Here is a 22,493-nt window from a genome sequence, read left to right on the forward strand (position 1 = left end):
CAATAAAAACTTAAGCGTAAACATAAAGTTTAACTAATATTCGTTGACTTCCTCCGATATTGATTTAAGCTCCTCTTCGGCTAGAAAGAAAAGCTTTTGTTTTAGGATTTACAAGTCGTTGGTCAGCTCATAACTCTCCGCCGTGTTGTATCTAAATAGCAATCTATTTTTTCCACGCTATAAGTAGTCCCTTAAGGGATCAACACAATTTTTATTAGGAATAAAGACTATGTCTAACACAGTGACTGGTACAGTAAAATGGTTTAACGAAACTAAAGGTTTCGGTTTCATTCAACAAGAAAACGGCCCTGACGTGTTCGCACACTTCAGCGCTATCCAAGCTGACGGCTTCCGTACTCTTGCTGAAGGTCAAAAAGTTGAGTTCACTGTAACTCAAGGCCAGAAAGGTCCTCAAGCTGAGAACATCAAACCTGTTTAATCCGGTATTGATACATCGCTAAAGTTTCTATAGCCAGTCATACGACTGGCTATTTTTTTGATTAAGACTTATCGCTAAGTGACCTCAAAATGCAGGATTCAGAGCTGCATTTTGAGATGACTTAACATTTATAATGAGAGTGTTGTTGTGGCCTTAAAACCAACGATTTTCAAGTTTCGTATCGCCCTGACAGATATGAATCGCGACTATTACGATTCACTAAATCTGACTCTGGCAAAGCACCCTTCTGAAAATGAACAGAGAATGATGGCAAGAGTTCTTGCCTACTGCCTGAATGCTCAGGAAGATCTTATCTTCACCAAGGGCTTATCCACCACTGACGAACCCGATATCTGGAAAAAAACACTCGACGACCAAATTGAGCTCTGGATCGATATTGGTGAACCTGATCCAGAAAGGGTAAAAAAATCTACGCGTCAGGCTAAAAAAGTGATTATCTATAACTTTAATAGTAAATCTCCTGTCTGGTGGCAACAAAACGCATCTAAACTAAACTTTCTACAGGCGTCTGTTATTCAGTTTGATGCAGAAGCCATTGAAAGCCTCGCTGAGTTGCTAAGCCGTACCATGGATATCTCGGTAATGATAACCGGTAACTCTGCTTATATATCGACAGATAACGGCAATTGCGAAGTAACCTGGCAGACCTTAAAGGAATAGCAAACAATGCATGAGATCATTGTCAGCAAATTGAAACAGCAACTGGAGGTTGCCGGGGTGGATACCTTGCACCTTTCAGATAAAGAGGCTCAGCTGTTCTCTGTAGCGGTGGAAAAGAAAGCCGACTTTTTCGACACTGTATGTGAAAAAAAGAGTAATCAAAATCCTCTGCTGCTGTTGCTGGGTCTGCTGACAAAATCCCATATAGAGGCCATCAGTCAACTTGAGTCTCAGTTAGATGCCATTGCTGCCATGCATGATGTATTTGTAGAAACGGTCGGTGATGAGCAGTCCGGCAAACTAAAAGCAGACAGCGTTATTGAACTCTCTCTGGTCACCAAACTCTGGCTGATGGTGCAAGGCTATCTGAATATGGACTTTGGTCTGGCCAACGATCACGCACAAAAAACCGCCGATTTACTGGCTAAAGCCCTGCACGCAGAAAGTCACGAAATCAGGACTGAATTACTCGCCGGTTACTATCACGGTAAAGAGAAACGAAAAGAAGATACTCCCGTGACTCAATGGCCGGAAAAAATTCTGCAGTGGCTTCACCTAAGTAAAAACAACTAGGTTTCCCGGTTACTAACTTATCTGAGTAAAAAAGGCAGCTTGAAGCTGCCTTTTTCAGTTTTGCCATTAGCTCATCAAGTTTTCCATAACGTCTTTACAACATGATAACCAAACTTAGTTTTGACGATAAACGGCTTAAGTACTTCATTCTTAAATACCGCTTTATCAAACTGAGGAACCATACTTCCCTGACGAAACTCACCTAAATCACCACCTTTTTTTCCTGAAGGACAGGTGGAGTATTTCTTTGCCAGAACATGAAATTTCGCCCCTTTTTTGAGCTGCTGAAGGATATCCTTCGCTTGTGCTTCATGCTTGACCAGAATATGGAGTGCGGCTGCATTTCTTGCCATTTTCTTACCCTTATCACAATAACTACGCCATTTTAGCTGATCAGCTCAAGTTCTTCAGCACATTGCCAATAAAAAGTATTCTAAAAACGATTGTAAAAGCATAAAATTAATAAACCGGTTTTATATTTTTAATCGAACTCATTTGCCAGTTCATTTAGGATGTTGTTATGAAAAGTAAGGCTAACCAATCTCAGGGTATGCTGTTATTTAAACTCTCATTAAACCAGCAGAGTTTCGCCATAGGGACTCTTAAGGTCAGAGAGATTGTGCCTTATATGCCTACAACACAGATTCCATACTCGCATCATCATGTTATTGGCACTGTTACTATCCGTAATCTGACGGTTCCTGTTATCGATATGGCCGCTGCGATAGGTTTTCGCCCTATTGCAGAAGAAGAATATAACGACTGCTACCTGATAGTGACGGACTGCCTGAGAACTGTAGTTGCTTTTATGGTTCGCAGTATCGAGAAAATCATCGATTGCGACTGGCACTCAATAGAACCTTCTCCGGAAACTGCCGGAAGCAATGTTTTCGTTACCGGTATCACCCGTCATCAGGATCAGATAGTTCAGATGCTGGACGTCGAGTTGCTACTTTCAAAAATTTACCCTCAGGACGCGTCTGCCAGAATTCCTATTCTGACCGATGTAGAAAGGGAACATCTGAAACCACTTAATATTTTACTGGTTGATGACTCCAGCATCGCGCGGAAGCAGCTATCTGATGCACTGGATAGCATCAATATCTCTTATTCCGTCTGTAAGAACGGAATGGATGCCCTCGATTTAATGCGCAACTTTGTTGAAGAAGGCAAACCCGTTGATATGCTGGTGAGTGATATTGAGATGCCGGGACTGGACGGCTACGAGCTCGCCTTTGAAGTGCAGAATGATCCGCAACTGTGTCACTCCTATCGTATTCTGCACACATCCCTTTCCAGTGAGATGAGTTCAGATCGCGCTCATCAGGTAGGTGCGCATGAAGCTCTGACTAAGTTTGATGCCACGGAGCTGGTTCAGGCTATGTTGCGTGGTGCAGAGCAGATTGAGAATAAAAAAGTATAAACTTTATCTTATACAAATAGTTAAATGCCGCCCTTTTCAGGCGGCATTTATTATGTCTGTTTGCTGCTACTTTTGAGACTGCAGTTTAAGTATTGTTTCTGCAATATCCTGTAGTGGTACCTGAAGGGCCTTATCAATCGCCGACTCACTGATTCTGTCACCGGCATACTGCATAACCAGTTTTTTAAACGCCTCCGGGTTAGTGCTACTTTCATCCCCTTCATATCCCGGCTCTCCGCCGGCCTGAACAAGATCATCCAATACCATCAAAATTACCCGGAATGCCTGAATCTGCTCCATAGATTCCTTACTCATCACTCTCTCCTGTTATTTTGGTATTTAGCTACCATACTAAAATGGTTAGAAAAACCGGGTCAATTATCTGTTTAACAAATGATACACGTATCAACAACCTACACGCTTCAATCACGTTTTTATGACCTGACGCCCGAATCCTTGATAAATAAATTTATATAATCGCCAGCCTTGTTTGCCTTACCGGATTCTTATTGTGTTAAAAAGATTTGTTCTGATTCTGCTCTCTTTCTGTGCATTCTCAACTTTGGCTTCAGAAAGGGCGGAAACCGCCTGGAAACTGATTGATCAGGGTGCACTGCTGGTTGATGTCCGTACTCCTGCAGAGTTCAATCAACAGCATCTGGATAATGCGGTTAACTATCCACTTAATACCGTAGCCACTGCCTTTAACCATATCGATAAAAATCGCTCAATAGTGGTTTACTGTCGCAGTGGTAACCGATCTGGTCAGGCATTACGCTACCTGAAGCAAGTTGGTTTTACTCAGGTTCACAACGGGGGCGGTTTACAGGAACTCCTTGCTGCTAAAAAATAACAAATCCTAAAACCAAAATTATCAGGCCCGTTTTATAGCGGGCTTCCTGACCAGCATCATCCAAAAATCACAGGCAGCTCTATCTGCTTTTGTAGGGTTCCCCCATGCCGCACAGGTATCTGCTGACTTACCGGAATTCCGGATAAACTGACGACAATTACCGCAACACTTTTTCATTATCTATCCTCTCCGGTCAGATAATCATTAAGCTTGCCGATAACTGCCCGACGCTCTTTCTTGTACTGTGAGTTTCCCTGCCAGCACTGTTCAACAATCCGGGCTTTGTTACCGAACTCAACCCGCTCACATAACAAGGTGAAAAACTCCACGCTAAACTCAGGATGACATTGAAAGGAGAGGCTTCCTTTACCGTCACTGGTCACAACATTACGGCAATGCTCACTGCAACCAACACTGCTGAAGCCGTCCGCCAGTTGAGTCACCTCTTCCTGATGCATAAACAGTAAAGCTTCGCCACAAATAGCCACCGGGCTACTCTCATCTGTCGTTACCTTTTCCAGACCAACAGCAAAGCCATCCGGGCGCTGCTCAACGCTTCCGCCCAAAGCTTTATGCAACATTTGATGTCCAAAGCAGATACCCAGCATCTGCTTTTTGCGGCTATACAGTTTCTGAACCAATTGCTGCAGTTGCGCTACCCATTCATCACTGTCATTAACGCTATATTTACTGCCGCTTATCAGCCAGATATCCGCTTCCAGTTCATCCTCTGTCTGCGGAAACTCCCCAAGGTGGCATTGCCACGCTCCGGCTGCCTCAAAGGTATCATCAAACAGAGCAAATAATGCGTCACGATAAAGGCCAAACTGCTCTATCGCTTCAGGATAGTGTTCATCACATAAAAGTAATGCCACTTTTTTGTTATCCATAACTGTCCTCTCCTCACTATTAATAATTATGTCAAAGTCAAGTATAGATCCGTATCATCTATGAGACTGGTAGTAATTTGAATTAATTGAAAAAAATTTTCTTGTAAATACATAGACTAACAATGCGCTAACACTTACATCATCAATTAGCAACACTAATTACCGAATATGTTGAGCAAGCGTTTACTTTCCAAGTTTTTACTCTAAAAATGAGTTCTTGATCCCATTAACCAATGTACACGGTTCGAATTTAGATCGAAATACCCAACACTATACGTGATTTTTAACGACACATTTTTAAACAAAAATACCTCCTTTCTAATAATTAAAAATCAGGAAAGGATTTAAGAGGTGGATGATGGATACCCGATTAACTCTGAGTGCCCTGTCTCTGGCAATTGGCACCACACTGGCAGCACCTGCAATGGCAGACATCGTTCTGTCACAATATGTTGAAGGCGGCAGCTACAATAAAGCGATTGAAATTGCTAATACCGGCACAAGCCCGGTAACCCTGACTGGCTACACAATTGCTAAGTCAAGCAATGGTGACAATAGCTGGGGCACTACACTCTCTTTAGCCGATGTCACTATTCAGGCTAAAGACGTTTACGTTATTTCTAATAGCAGAGCTAGTGATGCTATTAAAGCCGTTAGTGACAAGATAGAAGGCTCAGTTTCTAACTTTAATGGCGATGACCCGATTGCACTGTTGGATGCAGACGGCAATGTGGTTGATATGCTGGGTGTTATGGGCGATGTTGACTGGGGTAAAGATACGACTCTGGTTCGTAAAGATGACGCCATGACTCCGTCAGCTACTTTTGACGCATCTCAGTGGAATGTACTGGCTAAAGACGATATTACTGGTCTTGGTTCCCTTGAAGCGGGTCCGGCTCCTGAGCCATTTGCCTGTACTGATAACGGTGCAGAGCCAACATTTACTACTATTCAGGAAATTCAGGGCAGCGGCAGCACGTCTCCGTTTATCAGCGGCTATCCGTTTATCACCAGCGAAGATTTCTATGTACAAGGTGTAGTTAGCGCAGTAACTGGCGGCCTGACAAAAGGTTTCTACTTACAAGCACTAGATAACGACTATGATCCAAACACCTCTGAAGGTCTGTTTGTACACACAAACCTGTCCAGCTCTGAGTTTAAGCCGGGTGATGTTGTTTGTGTGAAAGGTAAGGTTCAGGAGTTCTATAACCATACACAACTTAAAGCCGAAGCGGATCAGTGGGTTAAGCAAGGTGAGCAAGAAGCACCTGTAGCGACTGATATGGAAATTCTGGCTTCTGATGCTAACTTTGATCAGACTCTGGAACGCTACGAAGGTATGCTGGTTTCTACCCCATACGAACTGGATATGCGTGTAACCCGTAACTTTGGTTATGACTACGCAGCACGCAGAAACAACATGGTTCTGGCTCAGGGTCGCGTAAGCATGCAACCTAACCAGAAGTTTGTTCCGGGTTCTGAAGAAGCACAGGCACAAAGTCAGGAAAACGCCGAGCGTCGTCTGATTATCGAATCAGATCAAAAAGCAGCGAACGGCCAGATCCCTTACTATCCTAAGTTTGGCCGTACCGATATTGACCAGAATGGTTCGACTGAAGATTACATCCGTGTAGACGATACTGTGGTTGGCCTTGAAGGTGTGATCACTTATAGCTACGGCGACTACCGTCTGATCGCGACAAACGAAATCGATGCATACAACATTGTGCACAACGATGACCGTACTGAAGCTCCTGATCTGGAAGAAGGTGATCTACGTATCGCGACTTTCAACGTTCTTAACTACTTCAACTCGCCACACGGCGGTGATGCTAACCAATTCGGCAGCAATCGTGGTGCTAAAACAATTGAAGAGTTTGAACTGCAACAAGCGAAAATCGTAAACGCTATTCTTCGTCTTGATGCTGATATCATCGGCCTGATGGAAATCGAAAACAACGGCTTTGGTGAAGGCGCTGCTATTCGTCAGCTAGTTGATCAAATCAACCTGAACATCGCTGATAAGAAGAAGCGCTACTCTTTTGTCGCTGTTGATTCAAACAACGATGGCGTTACTGACGAGATGGATTCAGTAGGTACTGACTCAATCACTACTGGTGTAATCTATCGTAAGAAAGTAGTTAAGCTTAAGAAGAACCGCGTAATTCCAATGCCTAGCCAGCAAGCTCCTGAAGTTCTGGACGATGATGGTAAGGTTATTGAAGATGGTAAAAACTACCAGCGTGATACTCTGGCTCCGACCTTTAAAGTTAAAGGCGGCAAAGAGAAAATCACTGTTGCCGTTAACCACTTCAAATCTAAAGGTTCTAAGTGCTGGGAAGATGCGGCACCAGTTGAGCAAGGTGGTCAGGGCGGCAAAGATGCCGACAAGCAAGGCTCTTGTGAAAACTTCCGTGTAGCCGCTGCTGTTGCACTGGGTGATGCTCTTGCAGAAATCAAAGGCCACAAAGTTATTCTGGGTGATATGAACTCATACGGCATGGAAGATCCAATGCTGGTACTGACAGATTACAGCGCAGAAAAATATGGCAAGACTATCAAAGCTGCACGTAACACCGTTATCGCCGGTACACCTCAGTTTGGTGATAAAGGTGCTGTGATTGACCATAACTATGGTTACATCAATGCTGTTGCTATGATCCACCCTGACAGTTGGAGCTACTCTTACAATGATGAAGTAGGTGCACTTGACCACCTTCTAATCAGTGACAGCCTGAAAGATTATGTGGTTGATGCAACTGACTGGCATATCAATGGCGGTGAATCAACTCTGTTTGACTACACTGATAAGTATAAAGGTGATATGCCTAAATACGCTGACCACTTCCGTGCTTCAGACCACGATCCAGCGGTTCTTGAGCTGAACATCTACGGTGGTTCACTAGGCTTTGGCGCACTACTGTCGCTATTCGGTCTGGGTATCTGGCGTCGTCGCAAGTAATTGACAACAGATAATACCCTATAATGAAGCAAGCCCCTGACTCGTCAGGGGCTTTTTATTTTGACTATTTAATTAGCTACTCATTACTTATCGTAACGAGTTACATTCTTTTCAGCGGCTTAACCACGCTATCCAGCCCTTCTATTTTCAGTGCCAGGCAGAGCTGCATTAATTGCCCTAGCTCTCCTTCAGGAAACTGCTCTTTACGGGCAAACCAGAGCAGGTACTCTTCCGGAAGGTCAATCAATATCCGTCCTGCGTACTTGCCAAATGGCATCTGTACCTTAGCAAGCTTAACTAACTGCTGTTTATCTAACATTGTTGTCCCTGATTCTGATACTCAATTTTTATATGGGGATAAACAGTGAAAAAACCGTCCCTTTCGGTGCGACCTCATCAACCATAATCACGCCACCGGCATTGTATACGAACTTGCCGATAAGGTAGAGCCCGACACCTTTTTTCCCCTCATCTTCATGTCCGGATACTCCACGTGAAAACATCGTCATGGCTAAATCAGGGTTAATACCACAGCCATTATCTTTAACTTCAATAACCAGTTCACCGCTGCTGTCAGAGATCAGCAATGAAACCACTTTACTGCTGTCAGGGTTCTTCAGGGTTGCCTCAAAGGCATTATCCAGCAAGTTCCCCACGACTGTTGAGAGTTCGCTTATATCTATTTTGTTGCCGATTGAACTAAGTTGTGTCTCTTTATCAAACTGAAGATCTAACCCCAATACTCTCGCTTTCGATGCTTTTCCTATCAATATACCTGCTACCCGCTTGCTGTGAATGCGGGATTTAATGAACTCTCTGGTCTCCTGCTTACGATGTTTTTCACTATAGATAAGTTCAAGGGCTGCGTTGCTGTCCCCCATCTCCAGTAAACCAGAAATGGTTGAAATCTTATTCTCATACTCATCACGCATCGCTCTTAAATTGTCTGTATATTGCCGTATCTGAGCGAGTTCTTCTGTTAGCTGGCTGAGTTCTTCTTTTTTACGGAAACTGAATACCCAGCCGGTTAGCACTTGCTGATCATAAATCGCCACCCGGTTGGCGATAAGAATATTGTCGTTTACCTTTACCTGCTCATCTCTCAGGTTTTCTTCATAGGGTGTATAAAAGAGAAACTGGCTCTGGTTGATATACTCTGTGATGCTTTGGCCATTTAACTCTTTTGCAGACAGCTCAGTGCCGACAAGCTCTCTTGCGGTATTGTTGATGCTCAGGATGCTTCCCTGCTTATCCACTGCAATAACCCCTTCATAGACGGATTGCAGAATTGACTTACGCATATTATAAGCAAGGGCAATCTCAGCCGGCTCTTTACCATTCATATTGCGCTTTATATGGCTTGAGAATAGCCAGCCAACCACCAGAGTTATCAATAAAATAATAAAGAAGTCAGCCACAAGAGGCTGAGCATAACGAAGCATCCATTCATCAAACCGGTCAACCAGATAGCCGACAGAGACAAAGCCGATTACCCGGCCACTTGCATCAGTTACCACTGTCTTGCCCGTTATGGCATACCCGTTGCTACTATCTTCAAACGAGATCTTAGCCTGCTTACTCTCTATCAGTTCAGAAACAACCTCTTTACTTAATGTCACTTCTGATTCCGCTAACAGAGACAAACCCGCTCCGTTCCGGTTGGCAATAACAATAGAGTTTGCATCAGATACCTGCCCGATACGCTGAATAAGCTGCTCAATTTCAGTCCGGTTTTGCTTCTCTACAGAAACAATCAAGGCCGGATCCGTAGCAATCTCCTGCGCCTGAACTAAGGCACGGGTTCCTACCTGATGCTGCAGGGTTTCCAGTAGCGCACCACGAAAGTTCACCCCGATAAAAGTGAGCTGGAGCCCCATTGAAACCAATATGAAGATAAAAATTTTATTACGGAATGAAACACTATTCTGGATCGTCTCCAGAAGGCGCTTTGAACTCTCTAGCATGCTTAGTCAGCTCCGGATTGCTTTGCTAACCAGTAACAGATAATCCCGGTTAGGTTACGACATTGTTGTCTGCCATTTAACCATATCTGACTGATAAGTTTATGGTGCTGGAGCATGTTTCAGACACAATACACACCAGCAAAACAAGAGAATTTCTAAAATTAAAAAGAACAGAGCAGATAAAACCCAACATTTATCTTAATTTATCAGATTTTATTTAACCCAACAGTAACTAAACATTCGCAGTTAACCAAATGGATCTAACCTATTTTCAGCCAATCAAAAATAGTGCGAAATGGCCAGATAGCGGGCACGAATATGCTCAATAAGTAGTTTAACCTTATTGGGAGGTTGTCTGGTAAAAGGATAAACCGCATATATGCCGAGCCGCTTACCTACCTGTTCCGGAAACAGGTCAACCAACTGCCCGTTACGGAAATCATGATAAACAAGGCAACGGGGAACGTAAGCAATTCCGTGCCCACCGAGGGCTGCTTTTCTGAGCGCTGTTGCGTTATCAGTAGAAAACGAACCTGAAACACGGACAATGTAGTTTCCATCGCTTCCTTTAAACTCCCACTCGCTGGCTCCGGTGGTCTGGTAGGCGTATTGCAGGCAGTTATGCTGAGCAAGATGTTGTGGATCCGTCGGTTTACCATTGCGGGCAATGTAAGAAGGTGAAGCACATACAACCCATTGAGAGTCGAGAATATGACGGGCAATTAAGCTTGAATCTTCAAGGTAGCCAGTCCGGATAACAAGATCGTATCCACCCTCTACCAAATCGACGAAGCGATTATCAAGAGACATATCGACCGATAAACCCGGGTGCATATTACAAAACTCGGCAACCGCATCAGCAAGAATCAGATCTCCTGAGATTGTCGGCACCGACATTTTGATATTTCCGCTGACACTCTCACCAAAACCTGCAACTGCGTCCATAGCCTCCTGTGTAGATTGCTTCACATTTTTGGCACCATTCGTTAACACCTTACCCGCTTCTGTTAACGTTAATTTACGCGTTGTCCGATATAATAGTTGAACGCCGATTTCTTCCTCCAGGCGGGCGATTCTCTTGCTAACCACTGAATTTGTAAGGCTATTTGCTTCCGCCACCTTACTAAAACTTCCTAATTCTACAACCTGAGCAAACAGGATTAAGTCATCTGCACGCATTTATTATACCAATTTTGGAATTAATCATTTTCATTATTTCCCTATATCAGTAAAAAATAAAGGGTTAAATTCACTTTGGATTAACAAAAACGTCACAATCATAAAATACCAAGAGGCTCTTAAGAGCCCGGTTTAATATAATTTAAGGACATTTCAATGAGTGAAACACTACTTGCCCTTCTGGCTTTTTCACCAATTTTGGTGGCAGCCATTCTACTGGTAGGCCTTAACTGGCCAGCAAAACGTGCGATGCCTGTGGCATTTGCTCTTACCGTTGTCGTCGCCCTGTTTGCATGGGACATGTCAACAACACGCGTACTCGCTTCTGTATTTCAGGGGCTCGGAATTACCGTGTCTGTACTCTGGATTGTGTTTGGTGCCATCTTCTTGCTTAACACTTTAAAACACACCGGCGCAATCTCTACTATCCGTAACGGCTTCACCAATATCTCTCCGGACCGACGCGTTCAGGCAATCATCATTGCCTGGTGTTTTGGCTCGTTTATAGAGGGAGCTTCCGGTTTCGGCACCCCTGCTGCCATTGCTGCACCTCTGCTGGTTGCTATCGGCTTCCCTGCCCTTGCTGCTGTATTGATGGGAATGATGATCCAGTCAACTCCGGTCTCTTTCGGAGCAGTAGGAACACCTATTATCGTCGGTGTTAACAAAGGTCTGGATACTCATAATATCGGTGAAGCCCTGATTGCAAACGGCTCTAACTGGGAGGCGTACCTTCAGCAAATCACCTCAAGTGTTGCCCTTATCCACGCCAGCGTAGGTACTCTGATGCCAGTGCTTATGGCCATGATGCTGACCCGCTTCTTTGGCAAAAACAGAAGCTGGACTGAAGGTCTGGATATTCTTCCTTTCGCAATTTTTGCCGGTCTCTCTTTCACGGTTCCTTATGCTCTTACAGGTGTTTTCCTCGGTGCTGAGTTCCCGTCACTGATTGGCGGATTAGTCGGCCTTGCAATCGTGGTTACTGCGGCCAAAAATGGATTTCTTATCCCTAACTCAACATGGGACTTTGAAGATGAGAAAAAATGGCCTTCTGAGTGGCTTGGCTCGCTTAAAATTGACCTGAATGAAACTAATACAAAGCCTATGAGCATGGCAATGGCCTGGCTACCCTACGTATTGCTGGCAGTAATTCTGGTAGCAAGCCGTGTAAGTGCAGAATTTAAAGGTATGCTACGCGACGTAAGTCTGTCATTTAGCAATATCCTTGGCGAAGCGGGTATCAGCACTGCTATTCAGCCGCTATATCTTCCGGGTGGTATTTTAGTGTTTGTCGCACTGATCGCTGTATTACTGCAATCGAGAAGTGTTACCCCTCTTGCAAAGGCTTTTGGTGAGTCAAGTAAAACACTGATTGGTGCAGGCTTTGTCTTGGTATTTACTATCCCTATGGTTCGTATTTTCATTAACTCTGGTGTGAATGCGGCAGATCTTGCCAGTATGCCAGTAACCACTGCCAATCTGGCAGCAGGTTATGTAGGAGAGGCTTTCCCTGCCCTAAGTGCTACCGTTGGTGCGTTGGGTGCCTTTATTGCCGGTTCCAATACGGTTTCCAATATGATGTTTAGCCAGTTCCAGTTCGAGGTGGCACAAACACTGACCATATCCAGTGCTGTTGTTGTGGCTCTTCAGGCTGTTGGTGCAGCAGCAGGGAACATGATTGCTATCCATAACGTTGTAGCAGCATCAGCAACGGTAGGCCTGCTTGGCCGTGAAGGAGCAACTCTTCGCAAAACCGTTATCCCGACAATCTACTATCTGCTGGTAACAGGTATTATTGGTTTAGTCGCTATTTACGGACTGCATATTACTGATGCATTAATGAGCTAATCAAAACCTAAACCGTTAAGCGCAAGCTTTCACAGTTGCAAGTTTCGGCGGATATTAATAACAAATTAAAAGGCGTTATCGTGCTTTCATCAACTCGATAACGCCTTTTTTATTTATCAGTTACTAATTCCGGCTAATTGTTACTTAGCTAATAGCTTTATTGGCCCTTAAAACCCTATAAAATTAGTATCTAACTTCACCACAAATAACATTCAAAAATCTAATTTACAAGGCAGACTCAACGTTAAAATCAAACATCTTAGCTTAATTTATTTTCAATAAAAGTAAATAATCACCATCTGGCCATCTATAAATTTAATTTATGAACACCCTGATTTACTTAGAGCTTTATACACCATACTGTGTCTATATCGCACAATTACTATTACTAGCAACGGCTAAATAAAGGCAATTATATTGTCATTAAAGCAGTTATTTTATCTTGCCTGACAGGTATTACACTAACGCTGGTAAATATAGTTTGTAGGTGTCTTCAATGTCGGTTCGTAAAACCAGCGAGCCCCCATACCGACTATAGTGTACTCATAGGTTTCACCATCATCATATGATCTGCTCTGGCTAAGCAGCGTGGCAGACTGAAGCGCTTCCTCTATCTGTTTATTGTATCTGGAGAATTCCTCTTCAGTCAGGCGCAAGCGTGAGGTGAGAAAGAACTTGCTTTTATCGTTCTCTGCAATTTCCTGCAGTTCATGCTTCAAGCCATCAATAGTCTGATTCTTAAAGTATGATGCACACAGAGCTGATTCGCGAAACACTATATGCTGTGGCACCATTAGTTTGAAATTTAACCCTGTACTTATCTTGATTAAGTCTACCTTTTCCAGTTCTCTCAAATATAGATACAAGGATGTCTCTTCTAACTCATACAGCTGAATAAGTTGCTCCGCGGCAAAATTTTCATACAGTACCTTACTAAATATTGAGTACAATTCAGGGCGTTTATAGAAGAGCTCGTCCTGCTGAACGGTGTAGTAAGGCGTTACCAGTAACGACTTTTCTGCTGAGCTGATTACTTTTGATAGAGGCACATTAATGATTTCACAGATATCAATACACCTTTCCATGGATATCGACTGATGAAGATTCATCATGCGCTTTACGCTGACTTCAGATATGTTCATCTTCTCCGCCAACATTTTGTAAGAAATGCCTTCCTTTTTTAGCTGTCTTTTCAGCATCTTACAAATTTCCCGATTGAGCTTTTCCATACTACTTTACCTACAAGCATTAAATAATGTTCTGATAAACGGAACAACTGTATAAGCAGAGCCTTAGCACATTCGCTTATATAAATTGACCAACAAAACTAGCCTGATGTTGAACAGACCTCTTAAATATTAAAGTCAGTAACCGACAGATTTGGGCTTTTTCTGTCATGAACTATTCTCAGACTAAATAGTTTTAATGGAATGTATGAGCGTTATAAATAAGCTAGTTAACTTCATTCCTGTCTTAATTTAAAAGTATCTCTGAAATAAATTCATCCAGTCATAACATCAATTGTATATGATACTGTGACCTCCCGAAACCGACCTTTATCTTCCAATGGACAAATAATCGCAGTTACTTTTGATACTATAAGTATCAATTTATGACACCAGAATAACGACTTTATCCGCCAGAGAATATATAACACTTATTAAGTATAGAAATTAGCATTACGAAAAAATAAACTAATTGACAGCTAATATTTCTTCTAACACTTTTATTAAACCACCTGAAATAAAACAAAAATTTTGTTATTCCGATTTCATTAGCAAATAGTAATTTCATTCTAATGAACTGATCAGCATAGGCCGGAACTACAATTTTACACAACGGAACTGAGTATTATGAAACCATTGAACCTTGCGATCTGTTCACTATTGAAAGCAGAGATTAAAAATAGTGGCATATCCTATCAACAGCTAGCCAGACAAACTGACACATCTGAGCTTGAACTGAGACAATGTCTAAATCACCATCGCCCTTTTCCCATTGCGACTGTACTTGCGCTCGCCCACGCTCTCGGTATGCCACTCTCTCAGCTTGTGACAGAAGCTGAGCGAAGCTGTCAGGGTTCTTCTACAAGCAAAGAAAAACCCTCTGCTAATCAGACTCCAGTCATGCAACCTCTCCCTCTATCCCAAAGATAATGGTACTATTGGCGCCATTAACGCTGGAGGGAGCGCCCATTGTGCAGAAAACCCGCAGTTCTGATTACTGCACAGCCACTCTTTCTTATACTCCGCCAGCAAGACCATAAACCGAAAAGGCTATAGTTTTAAATGGTTAACAATAATATCCAGTGGTTTCCTGGCCATATGCATAAGGCAAGAAAGGAGATCGAAGAGTGTATTCCGCAAGTCGATGTCATTATTGAAGTTCTTGATGCCCGTATTCCTTTCAGTAGCGAGAATCCTCTTATCTCCACGCTCCGGGGCGATAAACCTTGCGTAAAGGTACTGAATAAACGTGATCTGGCCGACCCTGAATCGACTCAAAAATGGATCGACCATTTCGAACAGGAGAGTGGCGTTAAAGCTATGGCCATTACCACTTCGATACCTCAGGAAGTGCATAAGATTATGGAACTGTGCCGCAAGCTGGCACCTAACCGTGAAGCCATGGGCAAAAACATTCGCACCATGATTATGGGCATTCCCAATGTGGGTAAATCAACCATTATCAATACTCTGGCTGGCAGAACTATCGCCCAGACCGGTAACCAGCCGGCAGTAACGCGTCGCCAGCAACGTATTAATCTGCAAAACGGCATTGTTCTTTCTGATACTCCGGGCATTTTGTGGCCTAAAGTAGAAAACCCGCATAGTGGTTTCAGGCTGGCAGCAACAGGTGCCATTAAAGACACCGCCATGGAGTATGATGAAGTTGCTTTTTATACCGTTGAGTATCTGGCCGCCCAATACCCGCAGTTGCTAAAAGAGCGCTATAAAATTGATGAACTTCCGGAGAGTGAGCTTGAATTGATGGAAGCCATTGGCAGTAAACGTGGTTGCCTGCGTGCAGGCGGACGGGTTGATCTGCACAAAGCGTCTGAAATTCTGCTTCATGAACTTCGTGACGGAACATTAGGCCTGATCACTCTGGAACTGCCTCATATGATCGATAAAGAGCTGGTTGAAGTAGCCGAAGAGACGGCCAGAAAAGAAGAAGCAAAAGCGAAGAAGAAAGAGGAGCGCAGAAAGCGTTACCTGAGAAACAAACGCTAAGCTCTGCTTGAAAACTCAACACCAAGAAGGAAGCTTATCGCTTCCTTCTTCTGTTTTACTTGCTTGAATGGTTATACGAAAAGACCTGTTACAACACCAGATAGTGCAAAAAACAACACCATAGATAAGATCGGCAATTTAAGTTGTTTCAGCAGATAGAAACCTAGCAAAGCTAAAGCAAAATCCAATCCGCTGAATACTGCGCTGACAAATACCGGCTGATATAACGCAGCCAGAAGCAAACCAACCACAGCAGCATTAACCCCTTTCAGCGCACCGCTAACCCGTGGCATCTCTGCCAGAAGGTGCCAGTTTTTCAGAACAGTCAGAAGTAACAGAAATCCGGGGAGAAACACCCCTGCCGTTGCCAGCATTGCACCAACAACCGGAGAGCCCGGCAGCAGGCTATAACCGATATAAGTTGCAAAGGTAAACATCGGGCCGGGTACAGCCTGCGCCGCAGCATAACCGGTCAGAAAGGTGTCCTGACTCAGCTGATCGCCGACAATACTCTGCAACAGAGGAAGTACCACATGGCCGCCGCCAAATACCAGACTACCGGCCTGAAAAAAGTCATTAAACAGTAACAAACCTGCGTATGAGCCGGAAATTAAAGGCAACAACAACAGAAATCCGACAAACAACAGCAAGGGCATTAAACTTGGAGTAAAGGTTTGTTTAGAATTAACTAACTCTCCTTTCAAAAAAGCAATCCCCACTACTGCTGAAGCAGCCAGCACTAGCATTTGCGTAGCCACACCGGAACACAGCAGTAATGCTGAAGCACTGAAGATACAAAGGGCTGCTCCTATGCGATGGGCGCAAAAGCTTTTATACATTCCGTAGGTCGCATCAGCCACCACAACCACCGCCATCAGCTTGAGGCCATGAACCGCCCCCTGAAACAGAGAGGACTCTGTTAACTGGCTGCTGACCAAGGCCAGCAGCAACATCAATATTACCGATGGCAGGGTAAATCCGGCAAAGGCCATCATGGCGCCGCCTAATCCCGCTTTTTTGTAACCCAGAGCAAAGCCAACCTGACTGGATCCCGGCCCGGGAAGAAACTGACTTAAGGCGATAAGCTGAGCGTATTCGTCATCGTCCAGCCAGCGACGCTGTTCGACAAAAGCTTTGCGAAAATAACCAATATGAGCCGCAGGCCCGCCAAAACTGACCCAGCCAAGGGCAAAAAATATCTTAAAAACAGATAACATTGATATCCCGTTTCTGTCGTTGAACTGTGACGGCTAAATTAGGCAACTATCTAACATTAATCAAATCGATTATATTAATGCTCACTATGCATCAAACAGGATTAGAGAGTGGCAGAAAAATTAGTGTGGAAAAATATAGATCTGAACCTATTAGTGGCTTTCTCCTATCTGTATAAGTATCGGAGCGTCACCATTGCTGCTGAGCACTACTGCGTTAGTCAGTCTGCTATGAGCCACAGCCTGTCCCGCTTAAGAACCCTGTTTGGCGATCCTCTGTTTGAACGTAAACAGAATCTGATGTTACCGACTGAGTACGCCATACAGATCGCACCGACAGTGGAGTCTCTGTTGCAACAGGTTCAGACAAACTTGCTGGCAAAAACACCGTTTGTGGCAGAAGAGTATCAGGGGGTCTGCCGGATCGGCCTGACAGATTACGCTGAGTTTCTGTTTGCTCCGCTGATTTACGACGCTATACGGGAGTCAGCTCCACTAGCACAAATCAGCTTTATTAAGGTGGACAGAAGCAACTATATGGAGGTGTTTGAATCCGGAAAACTGGATTTGCTTATCGGCAGCATTCCCTCAGCAGATCAACGATTCTCGTACGAATACCTCTACACAGAAAAGCACGTATGCATTGCCAGCCGCTCGCTATTAAAGGGAAAAAAGACCCTTTCTGCAGAAGAGTTTTCACAACTGGAGCACGCCCTTGTCAGCCCGGACGGGCAACTATCTACTCAAGTCGACAAAAGCCTGTCAGAACATCATTTAAAGCGAAGAGTTACCGTCTCTTCTTCCAACTTTCTCACTGTTAAACGACTGGTAGAGTTAAGTAAGCTGATTGCGATAGTGCCGGAGAGAGTGGCAGGCATACCTGTGGCAGGCAATCCTGTGGCGGGCATTTCAGCAACGGATAACACACTGGTAAAAATGACACCACCGGTTCCGGTTGCTGATTTTGATATCTCCATGCTCTGGCTGGCACGACAGACAAAAGATGAGAAGAACGAATGGCTGAGGGCTCTGCTTTATCAAACCCTCGCCAGCCAGCACTCTAACCCTTAAGTCCTGCCATGGAGAGTAGAATGGTTTCCAGTTCATCCCATGGCATCAAATTGCTATCGATCACCTCGATGCGGGATTCAAACCCGTCAAGGGAGAGCTCATTAACCGAAACCACGCCAGAAGCCAGGTTAAAGGCGTAACAGCCTTTATCTGTGTTGATGACTGCTTTAACACGCTCTGCCGTCAGGGCATTTAGCATAGAAAACATATCATCAAAGTTAAATTTCAGCTCTGCACCAAATAGCCAGCCACAACTGAAATAGCCCTGCCCTTTATTCTCCTTGCGGATAAAGAGTTCTCCCGGTGGTAGCTCAAACTGCGGCTCCATAGCGGCATGGTCATGATGGTGCTGCTCAATGGAAGACGAAGAACCGGACTCTGCTCTCGGCTTATCCAGCAAGGCAATATCAATCACACCGTTAGATACCAGACAGTGTTCTTTTTCTTGGTTAGCAGGGCTTTGCATCCACAATGAAAACTGCTGTAAGTCTGCTTCGTCACAAACATCAGCTTTATTGCCTACGATAATGTCTGCGCTATCCAGTTGATCATTAAAATTTTGATTGCTCAGATAGCGTTCATCGGACAAGTTTCTCGGGTCAAGCAGCGCAATAGTGGCTTTCAGGTCTACGTACTTTTCATACTGAGCAGAAGTCAGCGTTGCCATCACCTGTTTAGGGTGGCCAAGGCCGGTCGGTTCTATCAGTAATCTATCTGGTTTTTGTCTCAGCAAGGCGTTAATGCCTACCGACATCGGTACTCCAGCCGTACAGCACATACAGCCACCCGGCACCTCTTTAATCATGGCTCCCTGATCGGTCATCATGGCACCATCAATCCCTATCTCACCAAATTCGTTCACCAGCACAGCCCAGGATTCATTCTCCGGCTTATTTTTCAGAAGGTTAAGAATGGTTGTGGTTTTGCCGACACCGAGAAATCCGGTAATGATATTGGTTGGAGTTTTACTCATGGCTCTTTACTGATATTGAAACAGGTCTGGCAGTATAGGGGATTTTATCAGGACTGAAAATGCAAAAAGGCGCACCAATTGAAAAGTACGCCTTAAACACCTCGTCACTCAATCGTGAGTATGCGGAATGGGATAACATTGCTTGTTTCCCAATGAAATACGAGGACAAGAATTGAATTTTTATCCAATCAAATTGTATGTAAGGTTTCATTTTCCTCCGTGTTAATGGGCTACATTTACCTTACAATTTAAGTTTGGTTGCTTTTGTCGAAAACGCAAATACCACGCGGAAAATCCTCCATTTTTGTGATATCAGTTTACCTTTTTATGCCAAATTAAAGCAGTTATGGCTTCAACAGTTTGTGGTAACATAGTCGCTCCGCATAAAATGCTGTTTTTTGCTGCTTACTTATCACACGGAGGGACGACTAAAATTATGGCAAAATTATCCAGACCAGCGCTTATTCCTAACTTTTTCTCTTCTCAGTCTGATTATTTTGTTGTTGTTTTACTGTCCGGAATTGCAGGCACCATTGCCGGCGGTGTTGTCTCCTACTTCAATATCATCATTAACTGGATACTTGAATACCGTATCGATTTTATAAACTACGAATCTCCCGACGAGTTTTTGATTCAGGCGTCACTGATCGTCCTGAGCGGAAGCATGATGGCTGGTTTAGGATTCTGGCTGACATTCCGCTTTGCACCGGAAGCCGAAGGCAGTGGAATTCCCCATATCGAAGGCGCTTTAGTGGGCGAACATGATATTCGCTGGCGCAGAATTATCCCGGTTAAGTTTGTCGCAGCCATTCTTACCATAGGTTCCGGCATGATTCTCGGACGTGGTGGTCCTTCCATCCAGTTGGGCGGAGCCATAGGCCGCATGATCGCAGGCCGGGCCAATAAATATGAGCACGCGCAACATATCCTGATTGCCGCTGGTTCCGCAGCAGGCATCGCAGCCGCGTTTAACACTCCGCTGGCCGCTATTTTGTTTGTAAACGAAGAGATGCGCCGGCAGTTCAGCTATAACTTTACTTCAGTTAAGTGTGTCACCCTTGCTGTAATTGCCGCGACCGTGGTGATGGAGTATCTGAACGGCCAGAACGCCGTACTGCAGATCCCCCATTTTGAAACCCCTCCACTATCATCCCTTATTACCTTTGCAACACTGGGTATGCTATTCGGAATCGTCGGGGTTTACTTTAACCGCTGGATTCTGGCAACGACCAGTTGGTTTAAGAACTACCACGGTTCAAATCTGACAAGGCTGGTAATGACAGGCGCACTGCTTGGTGCTCTGTTCTCTTTTCTGCATGTGACTTTTCCGATTTTTTCCGGCGGCAGCCTGCCGGCTATTGCTGAGATATTTACCACACCGGCACCCTGGATGATGATGTTCCTGATCTTTGCCCTGAGGATGTTCGGCACCATCACCTGTTTCGGCTCTGGTGCACCGGGGGGTATCTTTGCCCCTATCCTGACGCTGGGAACTTTCCTTGGTCTCACTTATGGCGTACTAATTGGTGATGTCGCGCCTCATATTCCAATCGACCCGGGTATGTACGCTGTCGCGGGAATGGGTGCTTTGATAGCAGCAAGTTTAAGAACGCCTTTAACCGGGGTGGTTCTGGTGGTTGAGATCTCCAATAACTATCAGCTTATTCTGCCGACTATGGTGACCTGCCTTGGCGCAACCTTTATCGCTCAGGCAATCGGTGGTCAGCCTCTGTATGCTTCCCTGCTGGAACTAAAACAGAAAGACTGGAAGTTATAATTACAGCTATCCCTCAGGCGAGTTACGCCTGAGGAGCAAACATATCCTGCTCCAGCAGCAACAGTTTTCTTTTTGCTTCCAACCCGCCGGCATAACCAACTAACTGACCATTACTACCGATAATCCGGTGGCAGGGAACAATCACTGAGATTGCGTTAGCGCCATTAGCATTGGCAACAGCGCGAACGGCACTTTTTCGCCCCATCTTTTCAGCCAGTTGCGCATACGTTGACGTTTCTCCGAACGGAATCTTTATCAACTCATTCCAGACCTGCTTCTGAAACTCCGTTCCTACCAGATGCAGCGGAATATCGAACTCTCTGCGTTCAGAACGGAAATACTGCTCAAACTGATGGCGGGTCAGTTGCAGTATTTCATTGTCTTTTTCTAAATAGTCGGCATTGAGACTGGTTTTAATACGCTTATCCAGCGAATCCCGCATCTTGCGATAGCGCCAGTCACATAAGCAAAGCTTGTTATCGTAACTACCGAGAATAAGCTCTCCGTAAGGTGTTTTAAAATATTGAGTTTCTATCATCTGGCTGACCTGTTGTTTTTTCAAAGAGTATCTGATTCCCGCCTTCAGGTTAAGCCTGTTGATAATATATCACTCTCACTGAATTCTCCGCCAAGAGCGCAGTGAATCAATACTCATAAGGCTTTACTGAACCCCATTGCCAGTTTTTAAAACTGATAACAAATGTTATCGGCACTACGGTTACCCCGCTCGTATATTGGTGATATCAGCATCAATACAGGGAACAACATGCGCGTTCTGATTGTCTTTAATCACCCATGCGAAAACAGTTTATGCTCTTCCGTTCTGAGCTCTGTAATAGAGGGACTAAGTAAGGCAGGGCATCAAATCGACATTATTAATCTTGATAAAGATAACTTTGATCCTGTTGTTAAAACTAAAGATTATCAGGCCTTTAAGTGCTCCAGAGAACAACCTATAGACGCTTATCAACTGATGGATACGAAGGTCATTAACTATAAGAAGCGTATGGAAAAAGCTAACCACATTGTGTTTATCTTTCCTATCTGGCGTACGCTAATGCCGGCAATGATAAAGGGTTTTATCGACAAACTTATCTTTCCGGGCATCGCCTTTGACTACAATCTGGACGGCAGCCAGATTTACAACAGGCTGGATAAACTTCACAGCATCACATTGATTGCCACCACCAGTGTCCACTCTTTGCTGTACCAGCTCTTTCTCAGCTATCTGATAAAAAAACCGTGTTGGCTGGTGTTTTCAGGCGTATCGGTATTACTAATCAGAAATGGATGGTATTGAATGCGCATCGAATAAGAAGTGCAGAGAAAGCAAAATGGCTCAGGAGCATCAGCGACTACTTTGCAGAATTTTGATTTCGACGTAGTATGAGGTCTGTTTTAATTGTAAACAGG

The 22,493-nt window shown here is 44.2% G+C and carries 21 protein-coding genes; 11 read left to right on the forward strand and 10 right to left on the reverse strand.

What is annotated here, in order from left to right; translation table 11 throughout:
- Positions 1-229 precede the first annotated feature (229 nt).
- From PK654_RS20310 to PK654_RS20320, 3 genes are all read left to right on the forward strand, one after another.
- The gene (locus PK654_RS20310; RefSeq protein WP_271699185.1) at positions 230-439 is read left to right on the forward strand and encodes a cold-shock protein; all 210 of its coding nucleotides are present in this window, start codon (positions 230-232) and stop codon (positions 437-439) included.
- 147 nt (positions 440-586) lie between these two features.
- Entirely contained in the window at positions 587-1,120 is a 534-nt protein-coding gene (locus tag PK654_RS20315) for a YaeQ family protein (protein WP_271699186.1), read from the forward strand.
- Between the two features lie 6 nt (positions 1,121-1,126).
- Entirely contained in the window at positions 1,127-1,693 is a 567-nt protein-coding gene (locus tag PK654_RS20320; RefSeq protein ID WP_271699187.1) for a hypothetical protein, read from the forward strand.
- A 74-nt stretch (positions 1,694-1,767) separates the two neighbouring features.
- On the opposite strand, the gene ppiC is transcribed toward PK654_RS20320, so the two are convergent.
- A complete protein-coding gene (gene ppiC / locus PK654_RS20325; protein WP_271699188.1) occupies positions 1,768-2,046 on the reverse strand; it encodes a peptidylprolyl isomerase PpiC in 279 nt (92 codons plus the stop codon).
- A 167-nt stretch (positions 2,047-2,213) separates the two neighbouring features.
- Between ppiC and PK654_RS20330 the strand changes: the two genes are divergently transcribed.
- Positions 2,214-3,116, forward strand: a complete 903-nt coding sequence (locus PK654_RS20330; protein ID WP_271699189.1) for a chemotaxis protein — start codon at positions 2,214-2,216, stop codon at positions 3,114-3,116.
- Between the two features lie 66 nt (positions 3,117-3,182).
- Here PK654_RS20330 and PK654_RS20335 read toward each other — a convergent pair whose 3' ends face one another.
- A complete protein-coding gene (locus tag PK654_RS20335) occupies positions 3,183-3,431 on the reverse strand; it encodes a hypothetical protein (RefSeq protein ID WP_271699190.1) in 249 nt (82 codons plus the stop codon).
- 193 nt (positions 3,432-3,624) lie between these two features.
- Here PK654_RS20335 and PK654_RS20340 point away from each other — a divergent pair, with 193 nt between their 5' ends.
- Entirely contained in the window at positions 3,625-3,969 is a 345-nt protein-coding gene (locus PK654_RS20340; protein WP_271700734.1) for a rhodanese-like domain-containing protein, read from the forward strand.
- Between the two features lie 176 nt (positions 3,970-4,145).
- Here the strand turns inward: PK654_RS20340 and PK654_RS20345 are convergent, their stop codons facing one another.
- Positions 4,146-4,859: a type 1 glutamine amidotransferase gene (locus PK654_RS20345; protein WP_271699192.1), complete on the reverse strand. Its 714-nt coding sequence runs from the start codon at positions 4,857-4,859 to the stop codon at positions 4,146-4,148.
- 358 nt (positions 4,860-5,217) lie between these two features.
- Between PK654_RS20345 and PK654_RS20350 the strand changes: the two genes are divergently transcribed.
- The gene (locus tag PK654_RS20350; protein WP_271700735.1) at positions 5,218-7,821 is read left to right on the forward strand and encodes an ExeM/NucH family extracellular endonuclease; all 2,604 of its coding nucleotides are present in this window, start codon (positions 5,218-5,220) and stop codon (positions 7,819-7,821) included.
- A gap of 100 nt (positions 7,822-7,921) precedes the next feature.
- On the opposite strand, the gene PK654_RS20355 is transcribed toward PK654_RS20350, so the two are convergent.
- The 3 genes from PK654_RS20355 to PK654_RS20365 form a co-directional block, all read right to left on the reverse strand.
- Entirely contained in the window at positions 7,922-8,140 is a 219-nt protein-coding gene (locus PK654_RS20355; RefSeq protein WP_271699193.1) for a DUF3820 family protein, read from the reverse strand.
- A 28-nt stretch (positions 8,141-8,168) separates the two neighbouring features.
- Positions 8,169-9,785: an ATP-binding protein gene (locus PK654_RS20360; RefSeq protein ID WP_271699194.1), complete on the reverse strand. Its 1,617-nt coding sequence runs from the start codon at positions 9,783-9,785 to the stop codon at positions 8,169-8,171.
- Positions 9,786-10,064: 279 nt separating this feature from the next.
- Entirely contained in the window at positions 10,065-10,964 is a 900-nt protein-coding gene (locus tag PK654_RS20365; protein WP_271699195.1) for a LysR family transcriptional regulator, read from the reverse strand.
- Between the two features lie 156 nt (positions 10,965-11,120).
- Here PK654_RS20365 and PK654_RS20370 point away from each other — a divergent pair, with 156 nt between their 5' ends.
- On the forward strand, positions 11,121-12,812 hold the full coding sequence (locus tag PK654_RS20370) for an L-lactate permease (RefSeq protein ID WP_271699197.1): 1,692 nt from the start codon (positions 11,121-11,123) through the stop codon (positions 12,810-12,812).
- A gap of 461 nt (positions 12,813-13,273) precedes the next feature.
- On the opposite strand, the gene PK654_RS20375 is transcribed toward PK654_RS20370, so the two are convergent.
- Positions 13,274-14,041: a helix-turn-helix domain-containing protein gene (locus PK654_RS20375; protein WP_271699199.1), complete on the reverse strand. Its 768-nt coding sequence runs from the start codon at positions 14,039-14,041 to the stop codon at positions 13,274-13,276.
- A gap of 1,059 nt (positions 14,042-15,100) precedes the next feature.
- Between PK654_RS20375 and ylqF the strand changes: the two genes are divergently transcribed.
- On the forward strand, positions 15,101-16,045 hold the full coding sequence (gene ylqF / locus PK654_RS20380) for a ribosome biogenesis GTPase YlqF (RefSeq protein WP_271699201.1): 945 nt from the start codon (positions 15,101-15,103) through the stop codon (positions 16,043-16,045).
- Between the two features lie 71 nt (positions 16,046-16,116).
- On the opposite strand, the gene chrA is transcribed toward ylqF, so the two are convergent.
- Positions 16,117-17,262, reverse strand: coding sequence for a chromate efflux transporter (gene chrA / locus PK654_RS20385; protein ID WP_271699203.1), 1,146 nt, complete (start codon positions 17,260-17,262; stop codon positions 16,117-16,119).
- A 108-nt stretch (positions 17,263-17,370) separates the two neighbouring features.
- Here chrA and PK654_RS20390 point away from each other — a divergent pair, with 108 nt between their 5' ends.
- The gene (locus tag PK654_RS20390; protein ID WP_271699204.1) at positions 17,371-18,330 is read left to right on the forward strand and encodes a LysR family transcriptional regulator; all 960 of its coding nucleotides are present in this window, start codon (positions 17,371-17,373) and stop codon (positions 18,328-18,330) included.
- Here the strand turns inward: PK654_RS20390 and PK654_RS20395 are convergent.
- A complete protein-coding gene (locus PK654_RS20395) occupies positions 18,320-19,303 on the reverse strand; it encodes a CobW family GTP-binding protein (protein ID WP_271699205.1) in 984 nt (327 codons plus the stop codon). The two genes, PK654_RS20390 and PK654_RS20395, sit on opposite strands and share 11 nt — an antisense overlap.
- 436 nt (positions 19,304-19,739) lie before the next feature.
- Here PK654_RS20395 and clcA point away from each other — a divergent pair, with 436 nt between their 5' ends.
- Complete coding sequence (gene clcA, locus PK654_RS20400; protein WP_271699206.1) at positions 19,740-21,080, forward strand: H(+)/Cl(-) exchange transporter ClcA; 1,341 nt, start codon at positions 19,740-19,742, stop codon at positions 21,078-21,080.
- A 22-nt stretch (positions 21,081-21,102) separates the two neighbouring features.
- On the opposite strand, the gene PK654_RS20405 is transcribed toward clcA, so the two are convergent.
- Complete coding sequence (locus PK654_RS20405; RefSeq protein ID WP_271699207.1) at positions 21,103-21,642, reverse strand: methylated-DNA--[protein]-cysteine S-methyltransferase; 540 nt, start codon at positions 21,640-21,642, stop codon at positions 21,103-21,105.
- A gap of 138 nt (positions 21,643-21,780) precedes the next feature.
- On the opposite strand from PK654_RS20405, the gene PK654_RS20410 reads away from it, so the two are divergent.
- A complete protein-coding gene (locus tag PK654_RS20410; RefSeq protein ID WP_271699208.1) occupies positions 21,781-22,380 on the forward strand; it encodes an NAD(P)H-dependent oxidoreductase in 600 nt (199 codons plus the stop codon).
- Positions 22,381-22,493: the final 113 nt, after the last annotated feature.

This window comes from Vibrio sp. SCSIO 43137 (genome assembly GCF_028201475.1).
In the GTDB taxonomy this organism is placed as follows: Bacteria; Pseudomonadota; Gammaproteobacteria; order Enterobacterales; family Vibrionaceae; genus Vibrio.

Bases quoted from the DNA above. Each gene is read 5' to 3' on its own strand.
- PK654_RS20310 (WP_271699185.1), top strand. From the start codon at position 230: ATGTCTAACACAGTGACTGGTACAGTAAAATGGTTTAACGAAACTAAA.
- PK654_RS20320 (WP_271699187.1), top strand. From the start codon at position 1,127: ATGCATGAGATCATTGTCAGCAAATTGAAACAGCAACTGGAGGTTGCC.
- ppiC (WP_271699188.1), bottom strand. From the start codon at position 2,046: ATGGCAAGAAATGCAGCCGCACTCCATATTCTGGTCAAGCATGAAGCA.
- PK654_RS20330 (WP_271699189.1), top strand. From the start codon at position 2,214: ATGAAAAGTAAGGCTAACCAATCTCAGGGTATGCTGTTATTTAAACTC.
- PK654_RS20335 (WP_271699190.1), bottom strand. From the start codon at position 3,431: ATGAGTAAGGAATCTATGGAGCAGATTCAGGCATTCCGGGTAATTTTG.
- PK654_RS20345 (WP_271699192.1), bottom strand. From the start codon at position 4,859: ATGGATAACAAAAAAGTGGCATTACTTTTATGTGATGAACACTATCCT.
- PK654_RS20350 (WP_271700735.1), top strand. From the start codon at position 5,218: ATGGATACCCGATTAACTCTGAGTGCCCTGTCTCTGGCAATTGGCACC.
- PK654_RS20355 (WP_271699193.1), bottom strand. From the start codon at position 8,140: ATGTTAGATAAACAGCAGTTAGTTAAGCTTGCTAAGGTACAGATGCCA.
- PK654_RS20360 (WP_271699194.1), bottom strand. From the start codon at position 9,785: ATGCTAGAGAGTTCAAAGCGCCTTCTGGAGACGATCCAGAATAGTGTT.
- PK654_RS20365 (WP_271699195.1), bottom strand. From the start codon at position 10,964: ATGCGTGCAGATGACTTAATCCTGTTTGCTCAGGTTGTAGAATTAGGA.
- PK654_RS20370 (WP_271699197.1), top strand. From the start codon at position 11,121: ATGAGTGAAACACTACTTGCCCTTCTGGCTTTTTCACCAATTTTGGTG.
- PK654_RS20375 (WP_271699199.1), bottom strand. From the start codon at position 14,041: ATGGAAAAGCTCAATCGGGAAATTTGTAAGATGCTGAAAAGACAGCTA.
- ylqF (WP_271699201.1), top strand. From the start codon at position 15,101: ATGGTTAACAATAATATCCAGTGGTTTCCTGGCCATATGCATAAGGCA.
- chrA (WP_271699203.1), bottom strand. From the start codon at position 17,262: ATGTTATCTGTTTTTAAGATATTTTTTGCCCTTGGCTGGGTCAGTTTT.
- PK654_RS20395 (WP_271699205.1), bottom strand. From the start codon at position 19,303: ATGAGTAAAACTCCAACCAATATCATTACCGGATTTCTCGGTGTCGGC.
- clcA (WP_271699206.1), top strand. From the start codon at position 19,740: ATGGCAAAATTATCCAGACCAGCGCTTATTCCTAACTTTTTCTCTTCT.
- PK654_RS20410 (WP_271699208.1), top strand. From the start codon at position 21,781: ATGTTATCGGCACTACGGTTACCCCGCTCGTATATTGGTGATATCAGC.